Annotated in this window: 27 protein-coding genes; 21 read left to right on the top strand and 6 right to left on the bottom strand. The window is 41.2% G+C overall.

The window, feature by feature from the left end; genetic code table 11:
* Window positions 1–6: 6 nt before the first annotated feature.
* The 5 genes from remB to dnaA all read right to left on the bottom strand — a co-directional run bounded on the left by remB (window position 7) and on the right by dnaA (window position 4429).
* Window positions 7–276 carry an extracellular matrix regulator RemB gene (remB, locus tag H538_RS0115810; RefSeq protein WP_026678441.1) on the bottom strand — a complete coding sequence of 90 codons (270 nt, stop codon included), beginning with the start codon at window positions 274–276 and terminating at the stop codon, window positions 7–9.
* Window positions 277–286: 10 nt separating this feature from the next.
* Window positions 287–1408 (bottom strand): DNA replication/repair protein RecF, encoded by a 1122-nt coding sequence (recF, locus tag H538_RS0115805; protein ID WP_026678440.1) that lies wholly within the window; start codon window positions 1406–1408, stop codon window positions 287–289.
* Window positions 1409–1423: 15 nt separating this feature from the next.
* The gene (gene yaaA, locus H538_RS0115800; protein ID WP_026678439.1) at window positions 1424–1636 is read right to left on the bottom strand and encodes a S4 domain-containing protein YaaA; all 213 of its coding nucleotides are present in this window, start codon (window positions 1634–1636) and stop codon (window positions 1424–1426) included.
* Between the two features lie 94 nt (window positions 1637–1730).
* Window positions 1731–2873, bottom strand: coding sequence for a DNA polymerase III subunit beta (gene dnaN / locus H538_RS0115795; RefSeq protein ID WP_026678438.1), 1143 nt, complete (start codon window positions 2871–2873; stop codon window positions 1731–1733).
* A gap of 200 nt (window positions 2874–3073) precedes the next feature.
* On the bottom strand, window positions 3074–4429 hold the full coding sequence (gene dnaA, locus H538_RS0115790; protein ID WP_026678437.1) for a chromosomal replication initiator protein DnaA: 1356 nt from the start codon (window positions 4427–4429) through the stop codon (window positions 3074–3076).
* Window positions 4430–5014: 585 nt separating this feature from the next.
* Between dnaA and rpmH the strand changes: the two genes are divergently transcribed.
* The 11 genes from rpmH (at window position 5015) to H538_RS0115735 (ending at window position 14332) form a co-directional block, all read left to right on the top strand.
* The gene (rpmH, locus tag H538_RS0115785) at window positions 5015–5149 is read left to right on the top strand and encodes a 50S ribosomal protein L34 (protein ID WP_026678436.1); all 135 of its coding nucleotides are present in this window, start codon (window positions 5015–5017) and stop codon (window positions 5147–5149) included.
* A 171-nt stretch (window positions 5150–5320) separates the two neighbouring features.
* A complete protein-coding gene (gene rnpA, locus H538_RS0115780; protein WP_026678435.1) occupies window positions 5321–5680 on the top strand; it encodes a ribonuclease P protein component in 360 nt (119 codons plus the stop codon).
* Entirely contained in the window at window positions 5677–5919 is a 243-nt protein-coding gene (yidD, locus tag H538_RS0115775) for a membrane protein insertion efficiency factor YidD (protein ID WP_026678434.1), read from the top strand. Before rnpA ends, yidD begins: the two co-directional genes overlap by 4 nt.
* Before the next feature lie 29 nt (window positions 5920–5948).
* Window positions 5949–6728, top strand: a complete 780-nt coding sequence (gene spoIIIJ, locus H538_RS0115770) for a YidC family membrane integrase SpoIIIJ (protein WP_026678433.1) — start codon at window positions 5949–5951, stop codon at window positions 6726–6728.
* Window positions 6725–7345, top strand: coding sequence for an RNA-binding cell elongation regulator Jag/EloR (gene jag / locus H538_RS0115765; protein ID WP_026678432.1), 621 nt, complete (start codon window positions 6725–6727; stop codon window positions 7343–7345). Before spoIIIJ ends, jag begins: the two co-directional genes overlap by 4 nt.
* Window positions 7346–7574: 229 nt before the next feature.
* Entirely contained in the window at window positions 7575–8951 is a 1377-nt protein-coding gene (mnmE, locus tag H538_RS0115760) for a tRNA uridine-5-carboxymethylaminomethyl(34) synthesis GTPase MnmE (RefSeq protein ID WP_026678431.1), read from the top strand.
* Window positions 8952–8982: 31 nt separating this feature from the next.
* The gene (gene mnmG / locus H538_RS0115755; protein WP_026678430.1) at window positions 8983–10866 is read left to right on the top strand and encodes a tRNA uridine-5-carboxymethylaminomethyl(34) synthesis enzyme MnmG; all 1884 of its coding nucleotides are present in this window, start codon (window positions 8983–8985) and stop codon (window positions 10864–10866) included.
* A gap of 17 nt (window positions 10867–10883) precedes the next feature.
* Window positions 10884–11597 carry a 16S rRNA (guanine(527)-N(7))-methyltransferase RsmG gene (gene rsmG / locus H538_RS0115750; protein ID WP_026678429.1) on the top strand — a complete coding sequence of 238 codons (714 nt, stop codon included), beginning with the start codon at window positions 10884–10886 and terminating at the stop codon, window positions 11595–11597.
* A 135-nt stretch (window positions 11598–11732) separates the two neighbouring features.
* A complete protein-coding gene (gene noc, locus H538_RS0115745; RefSeq protein ID WP_026678428.1) occupies window positions 11733–12587 on the top strand; it encodes a nucleoid occlusion protein in 855 nt (284 codons plus the stop codon).
* A 148-nt stretch (window positions 12588–12735) separates the two neighbouring features.
* A complete protein-coding gene (locus H538_RS0115740) occupies window positions 12736–13509 on the top strand; it encodes a ParA family protein (RefSeq protein WP_026678427.1) in 774 nt (257 codons plus the stop codon).
* Window positions 13490–14332 (top strand): ParB/RepB/Spo0J family partition protein, encoded by an 843-nt coding sequence (locus tag H538_RS0115735; RefSeq protein ID WP_026678426.1) that lies wholly within the window; start codon window positions 13490–13492, stop codon window positions 14330–14332. Before H538_RS0115740 ends, H538_RS0115735 begins: the two co-directional genes overlap by 20 nt.
* 37 nt (window positions 14333–14369) lie before the next feature.
* On the opposite strand, the gene yyaC is transcribed toward H538_RS0115735, so the two are convergent.
* Window positions 14370–14990 carry a spore protease YyaC gene (yyaC, locus tag H538_RS0115730; protein ID WP_026678425.1) on the bottom strand — a complete coding sequence of 207 codons (621 nt, stop codon included), beginning with the start codon at window positions 14988–14990 and terminating at the stop codon, window positions 14370–14372.
* A 241-nt stretch (window positions 14991–15231) separates the two neighbouring features.
* Between yyaC and H538_RS0115725 the strand changes: the two genes are divergently transcribed.
* The 10 genes from H538_RS0115725 to H538_RS24070 form a co-directional block, all read left to right on the top strand.
* Window positions 15232–16104: a mechanosensitive ion channel family protein gene (locus H538_RS0115725; protein WP_035351141.1), complete on the top strand. Its 873-nt coding sequence runs from the start codon at window positions 15232–15234 to the stop codon at window positions 16102–16104.
* Between the two features lie 35 nt (window positions 16105–16139).
* Entirely contained in the window at window positions 16140–16337 is a 198-nt protein-coding gene (locus H538_RS0115720; RefSeq protein ID WP_026678423.1) for a DUF951 domain-containing protein, read from the top strand.
* Window positions 16338–16483: 146 nt separating this feature from the next.
* Window positions 16484–17581 carry a redox-regulated ATPase YchF gene (gene ychF, locus H538_RS0115715; RefSeq protein WP_026678422.1) on the top strand — a complete coding sequence of 366 codons (1098 nt, stop codon included), beginning with the start codon at window positions 16484–16486 and terminating at the stop codon, window positions 17579–17581.
* A gap of 167 nt (window positions 17582–17748) precedes the next feature.
* Window positions 17749–18036, top strand: coding sequence for a 30S ribosomal protein S6 (gene rpsF / locus H538_RS0115710; RefSeq protein WP_026678421.1), 288 nt, complete (start codon window positions 17749–17751; stop codon window positions 18034–18036).
* Between the two features lie 28 nt (window positions 18037–18064).
* A complete protein-coding gene (gene ssb / locus H538_RS0115705) occupies window positions 18065–18604 on the top strand; it encodes a single-stranded DNA-binding protein (RefSeq protein WP_026678420.1) in 540 nt (179 codons plus the stop codon).
* Window positions 18605–18660: 56 nt separating this feature from the next.
* Entirely contained in the window at window positions 18661–18894 is a 234-nt protein-coding gene (rpsR, locus tag H538_RS0115700) for a 30S ribosomal protein S18 (protein WP_026678419.1), read from the top strand.
* Window positions 18895–19048: 154 nt separating this feature from the next.
* Complete coding sequence (locus H538_RS0115695; protein WP_026678418.1) at window positions 19049–19570, top strand: hypothetical protein; 522 nt, start codon at window positions 19049–19051, stop codon at window positions 19568–19570.
* A 122-nt stretch (window positions 19571–19692) separates the two neighbouring features.
* On the top strand, window positions 19693–20373 hold the full coding sequence (locus H538_RS0115690; protein ID WP_026678417.1) for a response regulator transcription factor: 681 nt from the start codon (window positions 19693–19695) through the stop codon (window positions 20371–20373).
* 1 nt (window position 20374) lies between these two features.
* Window positions 20375–21616 (top strand): sensor histidine kinase, encoded by a 1242-nt coding sequence (locus tag H538_RS0115685; protein ID WP_026678416.1) that lies wholly within the window; start codon window positions 20375–20377, stop codon window positions 21614–21616.
* A gap of 24 nt (window positions 21617–21640) precedes the next feature.
* Window positions 21641–21878, top strand: a 238-nt coding sequence (locus H538_RS24070) for an IS110 family transposase (RefSeq protein ID WP_035351137.1), incomplete at its 3' end; no start/stop codon positions are given.

The following is a 21878-nucleotide window of genomic DNA, read 5'->3' as shown; positions in this document are numbered from 1 at the left end:
TCATCCTTATTTCAAATACCATCCTTGTTCCAATTCCGCTCGATCATTTGCCCGTTTTTTTAACGTTGTTGATGAAAGCGGAGATATATAAACGAGTTTATCGGTAATCACAATTGATTTAGGATGATCCTCGCTTAAATCCCTTACATTGTTTTCCTTCTTTTGAACATCCAAAAACAACTCGATGTCTTTTGATTCATAAAGAGCGTTATAATCTAAGATGGCAATAATTTCATGACTTTTGATTACGACATCTTCGCCCAAATGAAGCAACATCAGCCTCACCTCACCTTATTCGCTCAGCGTTTCCTTGATTGACCCGATAGGTTGCTGCTTTCTCTAACGTTTCATGGTGAATGCCATCCACACTTGTTGTGGTCACAAATGTCTGCACTTTCCCTGCAATTGTGTTTAACAGATGGGATTGGCGGAAATCATCCAGTTCGGACAAAACGTCATCGAGAAGCAAAATGGGATATTCGCCAATTTCAGAATGAATCAATTCAATTTCCGCGAGCTTTAGCGAAAGTGCGGTAGTTCGTTGCTGTCCTTGCGACCCATAGGTTTGGACATCTTTTCCGTTCACATAAAAGACAAGGTCATCGCGATGCGGGCCAAAAAGAGTCGTTCCGCGTTCTATTTCTCTATCTTTTATTTTAACAAATTTTTGTTCGTATTCTTCTATCATTTTCGTCAAATCTTGACCTTCACATACGTTCACCGTCGGTTTGTATTGAATTTCAAGTTGTTCGTTCCCTCTTGTAATGCCCTCGTGGATCGGATTTGCCCATATATTCAATGATTTCATGTAGTTTAGCCGTTTTTCCGTCAATCTGGCAGCCACCTCAATAAGTTGTGCTGTTAAAATTTCGAGCATGACCAAATTTTCTTTCGAAGCTCTCGGCTGCATATTGCGCAATAATGTGTTGCGCTGTGCTAAAATCTTCTGATATTGCCCTAAATCATACAAATATACGGGGTTAACCTGTCCAATCTCCATATCAATAAAACGCCTTCGCACCTGGGGACTTCCCTTTACAAGATTCAAATCCTCAGGTGCAAACATAACGACATTCATGGTTCCTATATAGTTTGTTAATTTTCGTTGTTCCAGGCTGTTGATTCTTGCCTTTTTCCCTTTTTGGGAGATGACAAGACTTAAATGGACAGGTCCGCTCCTTTTTTCGACCTCTCCTTCTATTTTAGCATATTCTTTGTCCCAATAAATCAATTCTTTATCGCGTGAGGTTCGGTGCGACTTTGCCATCGCAAGCACATAGATCGCTTCCATCACGTTCGTTTTCCCTTGGGCATTTTCCCCGAGGAATACGTTCACTTTATTTTCGAATGAAAGAGTTTGTGAAGGATAATTACGATAGTGTGTCAATTGTAATTTTTCAATGTACAAAAGGGATACCTCCCATTACCTCGTTACCGTAAACTTCCCCGCTCCAGGAATTGCAATGACATCACCGTCATATAATTTCCTTCCTCTTCGCTCTTCACGTTCTCCGTTTACGTAAACATCATGTTCTCTTAAATACCATTTTACCATTCCACCAGTTGAGAGAACATCCACTTCTTTTAATAGTTGTTGAAGCGTAATATATTCTGTCGTTATTTTTACTTCAGCCATAACTTCGCTCACCCGCCTTTTTTAGTTTTAGTATGGCATTAAAATGACCAACCATTGCAAAAGCTGCTGAAAGTCCTCAGCAGCTTTTCACTATTTAGTAAGTCCGAACCGGCAAAATCAACTGTTTAATCGAATCTCCGCTTTGTGGCTCGATCAAGAACGGCCGCATAGCTCCGGTGAATAAAATCTTAATTTCTGAACAGTCCATCGCCTTTAAGGCTTCCATCATGTATTTTGCATTAAAAGAAATCTTTAACTCTTCGCCAACCATTGATGTGATGGCTACATGTTCAAATACTTTTCCGATCTCAGGAGAGTTCGATGAAATTTCCAATTCATTTTCATTCAGTGTCACTAGCTTAACAACATTGTTTCTTCCTTCTCTTGCAAGCAAGGAAGCACGGTCAATGGCTTGCAAGAGTTCTTTTGTGCCTAAAACAAGCGTTGTTTTGCTATCTCCAGGCAACAATTTGGATGTATCCGGGAAATTTCCGTCAAGCAAACGTGAGAAAAATAACGTGTTTTTTGTTTTAAATAAAATTTGATTGTTCGTTACGACAATTTGAACTAATTCTTCTGAGTCCTCAACTATTTTAGACAGTTCATTTAAGCTTTTTCCTGGAATAACGACATTGCGAAACGATAATTCAGTTGCATTCGAATTAATTTTCACCGTTCGTTGTGCCAGGCGGTGGCTGTCTGTGGCGACACATGTTAATTGGCCATCCTCTAAACTCCAGTTTACCCCGGTTAATATCGGGCGTGTTTCTGAGGTGGACACCGCAAAGACAGTCTGGCGGATCATCATTTTTAATAGATCTCCCTGGATGCTGAAGACATTTTGTTCTTCAACTTGCGGCAGGCGCGGATATTCTTCTGGATCCAGTCCGATTAAACTAAACTCCGAAGCTCCTGAACGCATTTGTGTCTCAAAACGTTCTCCCACTTCAATTTCAACGGTTTCATCCGGCAATTTTTTTACGATTTCTGAAAAATACCGGGCTTGCAATATAATGCTGCCGGGTGTTTGTACTTCAAGATTAATTTCGCCATTTTCTTCAGCTGGAATGAATCGTTCAATGGAAATATCGGAATCACTTCCCGTTAAAGTCATTCCACCCGAATCAACCGTCATTTTGACCCCTGTTAAAATTGGAATCGTTGTTCGTGAAGAAATGGCTTTCATTACACCTTGAACACCTTGAATTAATTGGTTTCGGTTAATCTTGAATTTCATAAATATCCCCCTGGCTTTTTTATGGTCGGTTCTATTTATTAATTTTTTTTAATAAATTCGTAGTAGTAATAGTAGGCGCTGTGAATCTGTGGATAAGTATTATTTTTCAAAGGAATAACAGTCTATCCACATGTGGATAGACTGTGTATAAACAATCGATGGTTATGCACATTATTCAATTGCAAAAAAGAGACTACGCCTTACGTGTTTTTTAATTGATCATGCAAATCTTGAATTTGCTTTTGTAATTGTTGGTCTGTCGCAAGCAAGTTTGAAATTTTTTCATGAGCATGAAGAACAGTCGTATGGTCTCTTCCTCCAAACTCCTCACCGATTTTCGGCAATGAATTATCGGTTAACTCACGTGCAAGATACATCGCGATTTGCCGTGGAAATGCAACAGACTTCGTTCGTTTTTTAGCGGCAAAATCTTCGAGCTTCACATTAAACTGCTTTCCCACGATTTGTTGAATATGTTGAATCGTAATCGTTTTTGGCTTAGCCGATGGGATGATATCCTTTAATGCTTCCGCCGCCAGGTCTGCATTCATATCCTGATTAATAAGCGAAGAATAGGCAACGACCCGGATTAATGCCCCTTCTAATTCCCGTATGTTGGTGTCAATCTGGTTGGCAATGTAAAGCATGACCTCATTTGGAATATCCAGGCCTTCCGCTTTCGCCTTCTTTTTTAAGATAGCAATACGCGTTTCTAAATCAGGAGGAGTAATGTCCGTAATGAGTCCCCATTCGAATCGTGAACGAAGGCGGTCTTCTAACGTTGGTATTTCCTTAGGTGGCCTGTCGCTTGAGATGACAATTTGTTTGCTCTCATCATGAAGTGCATTAAATGTATGGAAAAATTCTTCTTGCGTTGATTCTTTTCCGGCTAAAAACTGAATATCATCTATAAGAAGCACGTCGATACTTCGGTATTTATTTCGAAATTCAACGGCTTTATTGTCACGGATCGAGTTAATAAATTCATTTGTGAATTTTTCCGATGATAAATAAACGACTTTCGCATTTGGATTATGATCAATGACGTAATGCCCGATCGCATGCATTAAATGGGTTTTCCCAAGTCCGACTCCTCCATAAATAAACAACGGATTATATGCCTTTGCCGGTGCTTCAGCTACGGCAAGAGAAGCGGCATGGGCGAAGCGGTTTCCTGAGCCGATAACGAACCGATCAAATGTATATTTGGGATTTAGCATGCTTTGGGTAATTTCTTCTTGAGCACTAACGGCAACTTTAGGCGTTTTTTTTAACGCTTTTTCAAAATCGACTTCATCTTCCATTTGATTTTGTGGAATGATGAATTTCACATCAAGCGCTGCACCGGTAACGTCGTTCAATGTTTCAGAGATAAGTGAAGAATATCGCGATTCTAACCAATCTCGAGCAAATTCATTGGGTGCAGTGATGACAAGCGTGTCATTTTGCAGCGCATGTGCCGTTGTGGATTTTAACCATGTCTCAAAGCTCGGTTTACTAACCTTCTGTTCCATAACAGAAAGGGCTTTGGTCCATAGATCGGCTATATTTTCCACCAATCGTTCCTCCCCTTACATTCTTAAAAGTCCCCCTTATGATAGGTGGAACTAACATGCAATGTATTTTTATACACTGATATACACCGCATGAGTAAATATGCAATTCACACGAAATGTGAAAAACTATTAATATAGTAGAAAGATAGTAAAATAATTGTTATTCAGATCTTGTGGACAACCCCATAAACAAGTAAAATATATGTGTCCACAACCTTATCCACAGGATGTGGATAAAAGATATACACACGATGGTTATTCACGAGTTAAAACACAACAATCATAACAAAAAAAATCAGCGATTGCAATGCGTTTTTTACACTTATCCACAATGTCAATACCTTGTGTAAAGCCGTTGTCCACAGCACTATATTTTGTGTAAAACTTGTCGATAAAAGGTGTGGATAGTGAAAAAAGTGTCGAAAATGATATCCACAGAATGAATTTTGGAAGTTTTGGATCCAAAAAAATTCATTTTTAAAATGAGCGGTTACTTTTTAAGCCCACTTGACAAAAAGAAGAAGTATTTCTATACTTATTTAGACTGTCTTTCTTTGATTTAATCCTCAGGGAGGTGTAGTATAGATGAAACCTACGTTCCAACCTAACAATAGAAAACGTAAAAAAGTACATGGTTTTCGAGCGCGTATGGCAACTAAGAACGGCCGTAAAGTTCTAGCTCGTCGTCGTCGTAAGGGAAGAAAAGTATTATCCGCTTAGGCCACTGACATCAGTGGTCTTTTTTCTCATATAATCAATGTTTTATGGTTTTAGTTTTACAGCGTTAACCAATACTTGTAGTGCATGTTCAAAAAAGGAGGACAACGATTCCCGGACATTTTGAACATCGACTTGAAGCAAATCGCTTAATTCCAAATGGGGTATCAGCGGATGAACAAACAGCAAAGAATTAAAAAAAATGAGGAATTTCAGGAAGTCTTTAAAAGAGGAAAATCGTCTGCCAATCGCCAATTTGTTATATATTCGCTTGAAAAGGACGAGCAACCTTACTTTAGACTTGGTCTATCTGTAAGCAAAAAGGTGGGAAATGCGGTAACACGTAATCGGATCAAACGCCTGGTGAAGGAGATTTTTATGAAACATAAAGATCAAATCAAGTCAGCGAGAGATTACATCATTATTGCGCGAAACCCTGTGGCAACGATGGATTTTGCAGAAATGGAAAAAAGCCTCCTGCACGTATTAAAACGTTCAGGTGCCATTTACATACAAAGGGAGAAGCGGAAATGAGGCAGCTGTGCATTTTGCTGATTCGTTTTTACCAGCGGTTCATTTCACCGCTAACTCCCCCGACTTGCCGTTTTTACCCGACTTGCTCACATTACGGAATTGAAGCTTTCAAGCGTTTTGGGGTGGCTAAAGGGTCCTGGCTGACTTTAAAACGGATTTTAAAATGCCATCCATTTCATCCGGGCGGTTTGGATCCTGTTCCAGAAAAGCCTGGAAAGAAGAACAATCATTTCAACTAATTTTTTTTCCTATAAGGAGGACAAAAGGAGTGCGAAAGAAACTAGTTTTAACACTGACCATTGTAGCGTTAATGGCTCTGTTAGCTGGCTGTTCGGTAAATCAACCGATAACTTCTCATAGTACAGGATTTTGGGATCATTACTTTGTTTACCCATTGTCCTGGGTCATCACAAAAGTGGCATACTTATTTGGGGCAAAGCCTAACTACGGACTATCAATCATCATCGTTACGATTCTTATTCGTCTCATTCTATTGCCGCTGATGATTCAACAAACAAAAAGTTCAAAAGCAATGCAGGATATTCAACCGGAATTGCAGAAATTAAAAGAGAAATACAGTTCAAAAGATGCTGCTACACAGCAAAAATTGCAGCAAGAAACGATGGCGTTGTTTCAAAAGCACGGCGTCAATCCGCTTGCAGGATGCTTGCCGTTAGTCATTCAAATGCCAATATTGCTCGCCTTTTACCATGCGATTAGAAGAACGGAAGCGATTGCACAGCATACGTTTCTCTGGTTTGATTTAGGACAGCACGATCCGTATTATATTTTGCCGATCGTCGCGGGGATTACAACTTTCTTGCAGCAAAAAATCATGATGGGCACGGGACCGCAAAGCCAAAATCCGCAAATGAAAATTATGTTATATGTCATGCCGGTCATGATTGTTGTCTTTGCGATTAATTTCCCGGCTGCATTATCGTTATATTGGGTAGTTGGTAATATCTTTATGATTGCACAAACTTACTTTGTCATTTCCCCAATGAAAAATAAGCAAAAACAAACTGATGGGGGCGCGAAAAAGTGAAGCAAATTCAGGTAACGGGAAAAACGGTAGAAGAAGCAGTTTCTGCAGCTCTTGAACAGCTTCAAGCTTCCAGAGACCAAGTAGAGATTAAAGTGCTTGAAGAATCAAAGAAAGGATTTTTAGGTTTTGGTGGGAAGCCGGCATTGGTCGAAGTTTCCCTAAAACCAGATCCGATTGAACAAGCAGTTGCTTTCCTGCAGGAAGTGACCATGAAAATGGGCGTTCCGGTTACCATTACGCAAAAAAAGATGGGGGAAGAAGTCATTCTTGATCTTTCCGGTGACAAAATCGCCATTTTAATCGGGAAAAGAGGACAAACCTTAAATTCTTTGCAATATTTGACGAATCTTGTTGCGAATCACCATTCCAATGGCTTTATCCGAATTATCCTGGATGCTGAAAATTACCGTGAACGCCGCAGGGAGTCGCTTGAGCGTTTGGCGACAAGCACAGCACGAAGGGTAATGATGACGAAAAAAGGAATTGCCCTTGATCCAATGCCAAGCAATGAAAGAAAAATCATTCATATGGCATTAAAGTCTGAAAAGCATGTCGAAACAAGTTCTGAGGGGACGGAACCTTATCGGAAAGTGATTATCCGTCCAGTAACAAAATAGAGAATCCTCGGGTGGCTAACCTGAGGATTTTTTTTGTCCAATTGAAAAGCGCCTTCCCATTGCTTTTTACCGTGAAAATGCGTTAAACTAAAAGTTACTGTGGATAACTCAAGGAAGATGAAAAGTAGTTATCCACTGTGGATCGTTAGAAAATGAAATAGAAGGAAATAATAGATTGTGGATAGATATAAAATGGTTCTAAATGTAGTTAGAAGGCGAGGTGAAAGAGATGGAATATGATACAATAGCCGCCATCTCAACTCCGATGGGAGAAGGAGCCATCGCTATCGTCCGGTTAAGCGGACAAGAAGCAGTGCCAATAGCCGACCGTCTGTTTAAAGGGAAAAAGCCGCTGGCAGAAGTCGATTCCCATACGATTCATTATGGCAAACTGATCGACCCGAAAACGAATCAGCCGGTAGAGGAAGTTATGGTTTCTGTTATGCGTGCCCCTCGAACCTTTACAAGGGAAGATGTTGTAGAAATCAACTGCCACGGAGGTCTCGTTTCGGTTAATCGTGTTCTTCAGCTGCTGCTACAAAATGGAGCAAGACTGGCGGAACCTGGAGAATTTACGAAACGCGCCTTTTTAAATGGACGGATCGATTTATCGCAGGCGGAAGCCGTCATCGATTTAATCCGGGCAAAAACGGATCGAGCGATGAATGTGGCATTAAACCAGATGCAAGGACGGCTCTCAAAGCTTGTCGGCCACTTGCGCCAAACGCTTCTTGAAACGATCGCCCATGTGGAAGTGAATATTGATTATCCGGAATATGATGCGGAAGAAATGACCCACGGCCTCCTGAATGAAAAATTGCAATTTGTTGCTGAAGAAATTAAAAAAATATTGCTGACAGCCGAGCAAGGGAAAATTCTTCGCGAAGGGCTTTCGACGGCAATTATTGGCCGTCCGAATGTGGGTAAATCCTCGTTAATGAATGCGCTCGTCCATGAAAATAAAGCGATTGTAACAGATGTTGCCGGAACGACAAGGGATATCATTGAAGAGTACGTCAATGTCCGCGGCGTTCCATTACGATTAGTAGATACGGCAGGAATTCGAGAGACGGAAGATATCGTTGAAAAAATCGGCGTTGAAAAATCGCGCCAGGTGTTAAAAGAAGCCGACTTGATTTTACTCGTATTAAATTTTCATGAATCCCTTTCTCCTGAAGACGAGAATTTATTTAAAGCCGTAAAAGGCATGGACGTCATCGTCATTGTGAATAAAACAGATCTTGATCAGAAAATCGATATGGACCGTGTCAAAAATCTGGCCGGTGATTACCCGCTCATTACAACATCCCTTTTAAAAGAAGAGGGAATCGATCGATTGGAGCAAGCGATTAGCGAATTGTTTTTTAAAGGTGGCATCGAGTCCCAGGACATGACCTATGTCTCCAATTCAAGACATATTGCGTTGTTAAACCAGGCGTTGAACCATGTGGAAGAAGCATTGCACGGAATTGAAATGAACTTGCCGATTGATATGGTTCAAATCGATATTACGAGAGCATGGGAAGTTTTAGGGGAAGTTGTTGGAGACACTGTTTCTGAAAGTTTGATCGACCAGTTGTTCTCACAATTTTGTTTAGGGAAATAAATAATCAAAAACGAAGAAGGAGGAGAAGACAATGGGATACAATGCCGGCAATTTTGATGTAATAGTCGTCGGAGCCGGTCATGCCGGTGTCGAAGCAGCGCTTGCATCCGCCCGCATGGGAGCAAAAACGTTATGTTTAACGATCAATCTTGATGCCGTTGCGTATATGCCGTGCAACCCGTCTGTCGGTGGGCCGGCCAAAGGGATTGTTGTTCGCGAGCTTGACGCCCTTGGCGGGGAAATGGCTAGAAACATTGACAAAACGCACATTCAAATGCGGATGTTAAATACGGGGAAAGGCCCGGCGGTCCGTGCACTCAGGGCACAGGCCGATAAAGTGCTTTATCAAAGTGAAATGAAAAAAACGCTGGAGACGACGGAAAACTTGACGTTACGTCAGGGGTTAGTGGAACGCTTAATTGTCGAGGACGGTGTATGTAAAGGGGTCATTACGAAAACCGGTGCCCAATATTACGCGACATCTGTCGTTTTGACGACGGGTACGTATTTGCGCGGTAAAATTATTATTGGTGAACTAGCTTATGAGAGCGGACCGAACAATATGCAGCCGTCCATTGAATTATCGTACCATTTACAAGAATTAGGATTTAACATGGTCCGTTTTAAAACCGGTACGCCACCGCGTGTCAACAGCCATACTATTGATTACTCTGTAACAGAAATCCAGCCGGGGGATGATGTTCCGCGTGCCTTTTCGTACGAAACAGTGGAATTCATTACTGACCAGCTGCCCTGCTGGTTAACGTATACAAGTCCGAAAACGCATGAATTGATTAACAGCAATCTTCATCGCTCGCCGATGTATTCCGGGATGATTGAAGGAACAGGGCCGCGTTATTGTCCTTCGATTGAGGATAAAATTGTCCGTTTTAATGACAAGCCGCGCCACCAAATCTTTTTGGAGCCGGAAGGACGAAACACGGAAGAAGTGTATGTGCAAGGTCTTTCGACGAGCCTTCCCGAGGATGTTCAACGAAAAATTTTAGAGACAATTCCGGGACTTGAGAAAGCCGAGCTTATGCGCGCCGGTTATGCGATTGAATATGACGCGATTGTCCCGACACAGCTCTGGCCGTCTTTGGAAACGAAACTTGTGGAAGGCCTCTTTACAGCCGGGCAATTGAATGGAACGAGCGGTTATGAGGAAGCGGCAGGACAGGGAATTATTGCCGGAATCAATGCGTGCCGGAAAGTGCAAGGGAAAGACCCGATCGTGCTAGACCGTTCGCAGGCGTATATTGGTGTCCTTATTGATGACCTTGTTACTAAAGGGACAAATGAGCCTTATCGCTTATTAACATCAAGAGCGGAATACCGCCTTCTTCTTCGCCATGATAATGCGGATCTCCGCTTGACGGAAATCGGGCATGAAATCGGGCTTATTCCGAACGAACGTTACGAACGCTTTTTAAAGAAAAGAGAAGAAATTGCCAGGGAAATTGAAAGGCTTGAACACGAATCGATCAAACCAACAGCTGAGGTTCAAGCGATTCTTGAAGAAGCGGGCAGCTCGCCATTAAAAGAGCCAATGACTGCGGCCAATCTTTTGAAACGGCCGGAAATCACATATGATGTAATTGCGAAAATGACCCCGAATCCATCTGTTAGTGACGTTGTCGCCGAACAGGTAGAAATCCAAATTAAATATGCGGGTTATATTGACAAGCAGCTTGCCCAGGTCGAGCGGATGCGAAAAATGGAATCGAAAAAGCTGCCGGAAGATCTCGATTATTTTGCCATTAATGGACTGGCGACTGAAGCGAAACAAAAGCTTCACGAAGTACGACCGTTATCTGTTGGCCAGGCTTCTCGTGTTTCCGGAGTGAATCCGGCCGATATTTCGATCCTTCTCATCTACTTGGAGCAAGGAAAGCTTGCGAAAATCGAACGGTAATGGTTGATGGAGGAATTATGAACATTTCTACATTTGAACAAATGCTGGCGGAAAAGGGGATCTCCCTTTCTTCCGGCCAGCTTCAACAATTTGAAGACTATTACAAGCTTCTTGTGGAATGGAACGAAAAAATGAATTTAACAGCGATCACCGATAAGGAAGAAGTGTATTTAAAGCACTTTTACGATTCATTGACGGCTTCCTTTTATTATGATTTTACAAAAGAACAAACCGTTTGTGATGTCGGTGCCGGGGCAGGTTTCCCGGGCATTCCTTTAAAAATATGTTTTCCTGCTATTAAATTATCTATTGTTGATTCTTTGCAAAAACGAATTCATTTTTTAGGAGAACTGACAAAACAGCTCGGATTGACCGATGTAACGCTTTACCATGATCGTGCAGAAACGTTCGGACAAAACCATGAAGTCCGTGAATCGTTTGATTTGTGCATGGCACGTGCAGTGGCGAGAATGTCTGTATTAAGTGAACTTTGCCTTCCGCTCGTAAAACAAAATGGACATTTTCTGGCTATGAAAGGCGCGCAACTGGCAAATGAGTTAACCGATAGTGATAAAGCGATCAAACTGCTCGGCGGAAAAGTGGTCGATGTTTACTCCTTCACTCTTCCTGAGGAACAGAGTGAACGAAATATCGTCGTCATTCAAAAAGAAGCGAAAACGCCGAAAAAATATCCACGCAAACCCGGGATGCCAAACAAAAATCCATTATAAAAGTGTGAACGTTTCACGTGAAACATGCTGAATCGTTACATACATCATTTGGTAAGAATTTTTAAAGCCTGGCAGGAGTTTTGCTGAAATAGAGCGAAATCTTAAGGTAGATCATAAAAGGTGGTGTCATCCTCAATGAAGCATCCTTTTTCACGCTTGTTCGGCATAGGTGAAAAAAGCCAGAGTGTTGAAGAAACTGAGAAAAATGAAAACGAGGAAGTCATTCAAATCCCCGTTCAAGATATTATTCCGAACCGTTTTCAGCCACGAACGGTTTTTATAGATGAGCGAATCGAAGAGCTTTCACAAACGATTGAGACCCATGGCATGATCCAACCGATCGTTGTTCGTACGATTGAAAATGGGAAATATGAAATTATTGCCGGAGAACGTCGATATAGAGCGGTACAGAAATTAGGATGGGAATCGATTCCTGCGATTGTAAAGGAATTTAATGATTCACAAACGGCATCTGTCGCCTTAATCGAGAACTTGCAGCGCGAAGAGTTGACCGCCATAGAAGAGGCGATGGCCTATGCCAAGCTTCTTGATATTCATGGACTGACGCAAGAGAGCCTTGCGCAACGGCTCGGGAAAGGGCAATCGACCATTGCAAATAAACTTCGTTTGTTAAAGCTGCCTCCATCCATTCAGGAAGCCTTATTGCAAAAAAAAATTACGGAACGCCATGCCCGCGCCTTAATTATTTTAAAATCAGTTGAAAAACAGGAACAAATGCTTAAAGAAATTTTGGAAAAGCAATTAAATGTGAAACAAACGGAAGAGCGGGTAAAGAAATTGATTGAAGGTGAAGGCCAGGCGAAAAAGAAGGCACCTCAACGCAAATCATTCAGCAAAGATATGAGACTTGCGATCAATACTGTTCGTCAATCGGTTGATATGGTCCTGCAAAGCGGGCTATCGATTGATACTGAAGAAGAAGAACATGATGAATTTTATCAATTTACGATTCGAATTCCAAAAAAATAAACGAAAACTCTCATTTTTTTATAAAAAATGAGAGTTTTTTTATAGGTTCATGATAGAATAAGAGATAAAGTACGTGTTCAAAAATCCAGCTAAAAGAACTTTTTTGAACGTCCTCACCAAAAGAGGAATAGAACAGGTAGGTGACATCGTGGCTAAAATTATTGCTATTGCCAATCAAAAGGGCGGTGTCGGAAAAACGACAACTTCCGTAAACCTCGGCGCATGCCTCGGGTACTTCGGGAAAAAAGTCCTGCTTGTCGACATCGACCCTCAAGGGAACGCAACGAGCGGGGTTGGCGTTGACAAAGGTGATATTGATCAATGTATTTACAACGTCCTCGTAGAAGATGTGGATGTAAAAGATATTATAGTAGAAACACTTTGTGAAGGTTTACATATACTCCCATCAACCATCCAACTTGCAGGAGCAGAAATAGAACTCGTTTCAACCATTTCACGTGAAGTAAGGTTAAAGCGTGCATTGGCAGCAGTAGAAGGTAATTACGATTATATTATCATTGACTGTCCGCCTTCACTTGGCCTGTTGACCATTAATTCATTAACAGCAGCCCATGCTGTCCTGATCCCCGTTCAATGCGAATATTATGCGCTTGAAGGATTAAGCCAATTATTAAACACTGTCCGACTCGTGCAAAAACATTTAAATACCGATTTAATGATTGACGGTGTCCTTTTGACGATGCTTGATGCCAGGACAAATCTTGGGATTCAAGTGATTGAAGAGGTGAAGAAATACTTTCAGGATAAAGTGTATCATACGATTATCCCGCGCAATGTGAGGCTTTCTGAAGCTCCCAGTCATGGGAAGCCAATTATCATTTACGATCCGAAGTCAAGAGGAGCGGAAGTGTATTTAGAACTAGCGAAGGAAGTGATGGGTAGTGGCGAAAGGGTTAGGTAAAGGAATTAATGCCCTCTTTCCTGTAGACGAAGCGGTCGATGATAAACAAGTGAAGGAAGTTCGTTTGAAAGATATACGGCCCAATCCGTACCAACCTCGTAAAGTTTTTGATCAGTCGGCTATCAATGAATTAAAAGAATCCATTCAAACACATGGCATTCTTCAACCCATTATCGTAAGAAAAACCATTAAAGGATATGAAATCGTTGTCGGCGAACGGCGTTTTCGGGCGGCGAAAGAAGCCGGTCTTAAAGTTATGCCTGTAATTGTTAAAGAGTTTACCGAGCAAAAGATGATGGAAATAGCGCTTATTGAAAACCTGCAGCGGGAGGATTTAAATCCGATTGAAGAAGCGCAAGCCTATGAAAAATTGATCGAACATCTGAAATTGACACAGGAAGAATTAGCGAGCCGTGTCGGCAAAAGCCGACCGCATATCGCCAACTTCCTTCGTCTCTTGCAGCTGCCTGAACCAGTTCAAGCGATGATTTCAGAAGGCTCATTATCAATGGGGCATGGCAGGGCGTTACTTGGACTTAAAAAGAAAGAGAAAATGGAACAAGTTGTTAAGCGGGTCGTAAACGAACAACTAAATGTTCGTCAGCTGGAAAAGTTAATCCAGCAAATGAATCAAAATGTTTCACATGAAACAAAGAAAAAGAAGCCGGAAAAAAATATTTTCATTCAGGAAAAAGAATCGTATTTACGCGATCACTTCGGAACATCTGTTACCATCAAGCGAACGAAACGAAAAGGGAAAATTGAAATTGAGTTTTTTTCAGACGAGGACTTACAGCGCATTCTTGATTTGATCGAGCGATAAAAATAACCGTTAGGAGAAATTGGTCCTAACGGTTATATTATTGAATGTTATAGAGATCATCCTTTTGCAAGCCTGATGAAAGCTGATATTGGCTGAAATGGCGAGCGACGATAACAAGGCTATTCGCAATTAAAGTAGCCATTTTCATAACAATGCTTAAACGAGTATTTTGCAGGACAAAATACTCCATAAATCCACTGACGTTTACAATTCCTGTCATGTGGATATCGCCTACCGGAGGAAGTTCTTTGTTTACACCGGCTCCGGGTTTAACCGGCCCTTCTCCAACAGATATCATGCCGACATGGTTAAGGCGGCCAAGACATGCATCGATTCCGATAATAAAGGCATTGGGATGGTTCTTTTTAATCATTTTCAGCTTTTCATCCAAATTCATGGCATGAACCGGGTCATCTAGCGTTCCGTATACTTTGAAAGGAAAGGACGTTCGTTCACTTAATTTCGTGCCGACAAGAGGACCGAGCGAATCCCCCGTTGAGCGGTCAGTTCCAATGCATACAATAACGATTGGCCGGTTTAAAAGGTTAGGAAGTAGAAGCTTCACGTTTTCAGCTAGAAACATTGGGGCTTCATTGTTCTCATGATGAATTTTACATTGAAACACCTTTTTAGGGGCAAGTTTCCTCTTTAAGAACATGGAATCCTCTCCTTCATAATAGTAGTAACAGTATACGGAACTATTTCCATTCTTATACACAGTTTGCGAGAAGTTCTTTAGAATATTTTTTCCCGGAACCAACTACTGACAAGAAATGTATACCCGAATTCAGCACTTCTTAATCCATTTATTACAATTTGGTTGTTAGCAATTGAAAAAAAACTAAAAAAATGTTTAATATAAAACGGTAAAGAACTAAAATGGAGGTCTTTTCGTGAAGTTGTTGACAAATCCCGGAGTAATAGAAAAGATCAGTAACTATATAAGTAACCCCGAACTATGGACTGAAATAGGCATTAAATCGCTTCGAATCGTCTTGATTATTTTAGGGGCGATCATTCTCGTGCGGATTATAAGGGCGGCGATCGGAAATGGATTCAAGTTTCGAATGAAAAGTCCGCTACGCTTATCGGAGCGAAGAGAACAAACGTTAATTCGATTGCTTAACAATGTCGTAGGCTATGTCATTTATTTTATCGCGATCTTAATGATTCTTAGCGAGTTTAATGTAAAAGTGGAAGCGATTTTAGCAAGTGCCGGTGTGGTTGGCCTTGCGGTCGGTTTTGGCGCCCAAAACCTTGTTCGTGACATTATTACTGGTTTCTTTATTATATTTGAAAATCAATTTTCAGTTGGAGACTTTGTGCGGGTTGGGAATTTTGAAGGCACGGTAGAGGAAATTGGCTTACGGACAACGAAAATAAAAAATTGGACAGGGGAAGTTCATATTTTACCGAATTCGTCGATTACGGAAGTGACCAATTTTTCCGTCCATAACAGTATGGCCGTAGTGGATGTGAGTATTGCCTATGAAGAGGATATTGACCGTGCGCAAGCGATTATAGAAGAAGTGGTTAAAGAGAAGGCGCCTGAATTTCCTGAGATGGTACGAGATCCGGAAGTTCTTGGAGTACAAATGCTCGGGGCGCATGAAGTCGTTATCCGCGTAACGGCCGAGGTCCTTCCGATGACCCATTTTAAAGTCGCGCGCGAATTAAGAAAGTCGATTAAAACGCGATTGGAACAAGAAGGCATTGAAATTCCATATCCAAAGATGATAACGTATTATCACCAAAAAGAAGCTTCCGAGTAGGACCGGTTTAGATTAAAATTGAGGGAGTGAGTGCTTTGGAACAAAAAATTTTCCACTTAAACGATGAAGTCGAAATGAAAAAGCCTCATCCATGCGGCACCAACCATTGGAAAATCATTCGTATGGGTGCGGATATTCGGATTAAATGTATGGGTTGCCAGCATAGTGTAATGATCCCAAGAAAAGAATTTACGAAAAAACTAAAAAAAATACTTGTTTCTCATAACGAATAATTGTTTCACGTGAAACAAAAAACGGCTGGTTTCCAGTCGTTTTTTGTTTGGAACAATGCTTGTAATTTCCTATCAACCAACCTATAATTGTGAAAGATGTGTATAAACAATGTGCTTTTTGATATAGATGAGGAGTTGAAAGAGGCATGGCTTTAACTACTGGAATCGTCGGTCTCCCAAACGTTGGGAAATCCACACTTTTTAATGCAATTACCCAGGCGGGAGCGGAATCAGCCAATTACCCGTTTTGCACGATCGATCCGAATGTCGGCATCGTCGAAGTACCGGATCACCGCCTGCAAAAATTGACCGAACTTGTTCAGCCGAAAAAAACTGTTCCTACTCATTTTGAGTTTACGGATATTGCCGGCATTGTTAAAGGGGCAAGTAAAGGAGAAGGGCTCGGCAACAAATTTTTGTCTCATATTCGCCAGGTTGATGCGATCCTTCAAGTCGTGCGCTGTTTTGAGGATGAAAATATCACCCATGTATCCGGTAAAGTCGATCCAATTGATGATATTGAAGTCATTAATTTGGAGCTGATTTTTGCGGATATGGAAACAGTTGAAAAACGACTTGTTCGCGTTGAGAAATTAGCGAAAGCAAAAGATAAAGAGGCTGTAGCCGAACACGAAGTGCTTGTCAAACTTAAAGAAGCCTTGCTGCAAGAACTTCCTGCCCGAAGTGTCGAATTAACGCCTGAAGAAAAGAAAATCGTCCATGGTCTTCATCTTTTGACAATGAAGCCGATTCTTTATGTGGCAAACGTCAGTGAAGAAGATTTGTTGGAAGGCGGAAATCAATATGTCGATCAAGTAAAGGAATATGCCGCCCGCGAAAATGCAGAAGTGATTGTCATTTGTGCAAAAGTGGAAGAGGAGATTGCCGAGCTTGATGACGAAGAGAAAAAGGCGTTTCTTGAGGAACTAGGAATTGAGGAAGCAGGCCTCGATCAGCTCATTCGCGCGTCTTACTCCTTATTAGGCCTCGCCACCTACTTTACCGCAGGTGTTCAAGAAGTTCGCGCCTGGACGTTCCGCAAAGGAATGAAAGCGCCGCAATGTGCGGGAATTATTCATACCGATTTCGAACGAGGATTTATTCGTGCCGAAGTGGTGGCCTATGAGGATCTCATTGAGGCCGGTAATATGAACGCTGCAAAAGAAAAAGGAAAAGTCCGATTAGAAGGAAAAGAGTACGAGATGCAAGACGGAGATGTCGTTCATTTTCGCTTTAATGTATAAAGAAGAGACGGAATGGAGAGAAGTCCCATTCCGTTTTTCTTTTTGACCTTGTCTTTAGGTAAACGTTTTGTTATAATACTTAATTGTGAGTAAGTATCGATATATACGTTGATTATTTACTCCTTGCCCACAAATTGGGCCGTTTAGACCAAAAGGAGGTGACCGGAATGAAAAAGTACGAAATCATGTACATCGTCCGTCCAAATCTTGAAGAAGATGCCATTAAAGCTGTGAAAGAGAAAGCGAAAAGCATCTTGACAGATAATGGTGCGGAGATCGTGAAAGAAACTGATATGGGTAAGCGTCGTTTAGCATACGAGATCAACGACTTCCGTGACGGTGTTTACACTGTTTTGGATGTTAACGCTCCTGTTGAAGCGATTAACGAATTCGATCGTTTAATGAAGATCAATGAAGACGTTCTTCGTTTCATGACAATTGTTGATGAAAGATAAATTTTTTGAGTTGTAAGGAGTGGTTCTGTTGCTCAATCGTGTAATACTTGTGGGACGCTTAACGAAAGACCCTGAATTACGTTACACTCCAAGCGGTGTGGCAGTGTGCAATTTCACGCTTGCCGTTAACCGCACATTCACGAACAGCCAGGGTGAACGTGAAGCCGACTTCATTAATATCGTCGTATGGCGCAAACCGGCTGAGAATGTCGCGAATTACTTGAAAAAAGGTTCGCTAGCCGGAGTGGATGGGCGCATTCAAACGCGTTCATATGATAACAATCAGGGTCAACGTGTTTATGTTACCGAGGTAATGGCAGAGAGTGTTCAGTTTTTAGAACCGAGAAATGCCAATGCCGGCCAATTTCAGGGCGGAAACAACTTTGGTGGACCATCAAGTGACCGTGAATTTGGACAGCAAAATCAGAACCGAAGTAACTTCGAACAAAACGATTATGGTTTTGGGCAAAATCAAAACCAAAATACGAATCGGAATAACTTTAATGACGACCCGTTTGCCAATGATGGCACGCCAATCGACATTTCTGATGACGATTTGCCATTTTAAACGAACGGGATCAAATAGACACGGAACGACACATCTTCTACAAAGGAGGGACAAGAATGGCTGGACGTCGCGGTGGACGCCAAAAGCGTCGTAAAGTTTGTTTCTTTACAGTAAACAAAATCACTTACATCGACTATAAGGATACGGATCTTTTAAAACGTTTCATCTCTGAACGCGGTAAGATTCTTCCTCGTCGTGTAACTGGTACATCTGCTAAATACCAACGCCAATTGACTCGTGCAATCAAACGTGCGCGTTTCATGGCATTGTTACCATATGTATCTGAATAAGAACGAACGTGAGCACAGTAAAGCAACCTTTACTGTGCTCTTTTGATTTTAGTCGTAGTTTATTTTCACATCCTTTTCACACATTTCCCTCCCACGATTTCCACACTTTTTGCTTACACTAATGCTATCAATCTTTAAGGGAGGAAAAAAGAGTATGAAAAAGCTAGCGACAATGGCTCTTGCAGGCAGCCTACTATTAGGCGGAGGAGCGGGGGCCGCGCACGTATTTGCTAAAGGTGACACAGAGGTGAAAACGGCATCACCCTATCATGAGAAGGCGCTTCAAAAAGCAACGTTCTCGGAGTCGTTAAAGAAGGAGTTTCATGAAGCAAGCGAGCTCAAGTATAAGCAGCTTGGATTAAAACAAGAGATAGTGAAGCTAACGGACAAGCTCCGTGACTTACACGTGGACGCTGTGAAAAATGGAAACAAAACGGCTTTAAAAGAGGCGCGAAAAGTAAAAGTAAAAATAAAAGACATAAATAAAGAGATCAAGCAATTGAACAAAACGATTCATGAAGAACGAAAGGCGCTAAAAGAAGCGGTGAAAGCGAAAAATAAAGAAACAGCACGTACTCATCTGCAAAAGCTAAACACGTTAAAAACGTCGGTAAACAAGAAGCTAGAGCAGAAAGTAAGCTTTCTAAATGAAATGATAGACATACTCCAAAAATAGAAAAATAAAGGCAGATAAAGAGGTAGGTTACTTAACCTATCTCTTTTTAACATGGTCAATCATTGGCGTCCCGCTCGGCAAAAGCTTTATTTTCTACTATGATGAAAATGGGAGGTGCAAAAATGAAACATATTTTTATCGTCGATGACGAGAAGAATATAAGAGATATATTAGAAAAGTATTTAGTACGTGAAGGGTATAAAGTAACGGTTTTCTCTGATGGAAAACAAGTGATTGCAGAAATGGCCCGTTTAAAGCCGGACTTGCTTGTTCTTGATATTATGATGCCAGGGATCGATGGGCTTGAATTATGCCAGGACATCCGAAAAATTAGTGAAATACCAATTATTTTTGTTTCAGCAAGGGATCAGGAACTTGATCGCATTCTCGGTTTAGAAATCGGCGGGGATGATTATTTAACGAAACCGTTCAGCCCGAGGGAATTGGTCGCCCGCATTAAAAACATTTTCAAACGGGTTCATTTATCAGACGGGAAGAAAGAAAACAAGATCATTACGATCGGAGAGGCCCGCATTTATCCTATAAGACGTTATGTAGAAGTTAACGGGAATGAAATGAAATTAACGACAAAAGAGTATGAGCTTTTTGAATACTTGGCGCGTTATCCGAAACAGCCGTTTACGAGAGAACAGTTGATTGAGCAAATCTGGGGTTATGACTATACCGGTGACTTAAGAATTATTGATGACCTTGTAAAAAGAATACGAAAAAAATTAGCCGAGCATCAAGCGGTGGCAGAAATTACGACAGTCTGGGGCTACGGCTACCGATTGGACGGCTGACATGAAAATTGGTAAAAAAATACGAATCACCTATTGGCTCATCCTCTTGATTGTGTTTTTGGTGACGATGGTTACTTTTCATTTTTTTTCAAAAGAGTATTTAATCCATCATGCTAAAAAGGAATTACGTGCGGATGCCAGAACAGTGAGTCAATTGCTGGCAAACGTCCCTTTTAATAAAGAAACGGTCCACCGCCAAATGACGGAAAGAAAACGTTTAAAGCTGGCAGGCAAACTAATGGAGTCCAGATTGATCATTTTCAATCAGCAACATGAAGTCATTGAAACGAATTTAAGAGAAAATGAACTGAAGAAGTATCAAAAGAAAGAAATGAACTATGTTGATGAAACACTCCCCATTTTTTCAAAAAGTGGTGAAGTAAAAGGCTATGTTACACTCATCACCCCGATTGAGAATCTTACGGCGTTGGAGAGGGTTTTTCGAAGAACGGTGTTGATCAGTTTATTCGTCTCTTTTATCGTTGCTGCCCTTGCCGCATTTGTGTTAGAACGGAATTTAACGAAGCCGATCCGCAAATTGCAGTCGCACATGAATCAATTTTCAATCAAAGGGGAATTTTCCCCGGTCTCTATTCAAACAAAAGATGAAATGGGGGATCTGGCCAATAGTTTTAACAAATTAACGAAAAAAATCAAAATGTATGATCATGAGCAAAAGGAATTTCTACAAAATGCTTCCCATGAATTAAAAACGCCGTTAATGGCGATTCAGGGGAATGCTGAAGCGATCGTAGATGGCGTCGTTGAAGGAGATGAAGTGTCCAATAGTCTGCAGGTGATTATTAATGAAAGCCAGCGTATGAAGAAATTGGTTGAAGAAATTAGCGATTTAACGAAGCTGGAACATATTGAAGAGACGTACCACTTTTGCTATCATCCGGTCAATAATGTCATTCAAGAAATGATCCAGAGCATGAAGCCACTAGCGGATAAAAAAGGTATCCTGTTGCACGTGAAACATTGTCCGGCTCTCGACGTATGGATGGACGAATACCGGTTAAAACAAGCGTTCCACAACTTGCTTGGAAACTGTCTCCGCTATGCCAAAAAGAATGTTTGGATCGATTGCGTGAATTCAGGAAACCAGATTCATATTGAGATTTCAGATGACGGAAATGGATTTAAGAAAGGAGCATTCCTGTTAGAAGGTTTTCGGGGACTTGAACAAAAAGAGCCCTCTTGGTATGATGCGGGGTGTCAATCTGCTAGAATTGACCCCTAATTTGTTAACCAAGGAGGACTCCATATGGATTGTATAGAAAATCAAAAAATTAATCAAGTCACTGAAAAAACACTTGTCGTCGGTATCGACATTGCGAAGCGTACACATTTCGCTTGTTTTGTGGATGATCGTGGTCGTGTGCTTCAAAAATCATTCTCTGTATCCCAATCTCGGGATGGATTTGAGTCCTTCTATCAACGAATATTAAGGGCCATGAAGGATCATGACAAAACAGAAGTCTTAGTTGGAATAGAACCAACAG

The sequence above is a fragment of the Fictibacillus gelatini DSM 15865 genome, assembly GCF_000430745.1.
GTDB classification, from domain to species: Bacteria; Bacillota; Bacilli; order Bacillales; family Fictibacillaceae; genus Fictibacillus_A; species Fictibacillus_A gelatini.
This window is presented reverse-complemented; position numbering and strand designations above follow the sequence as displayed.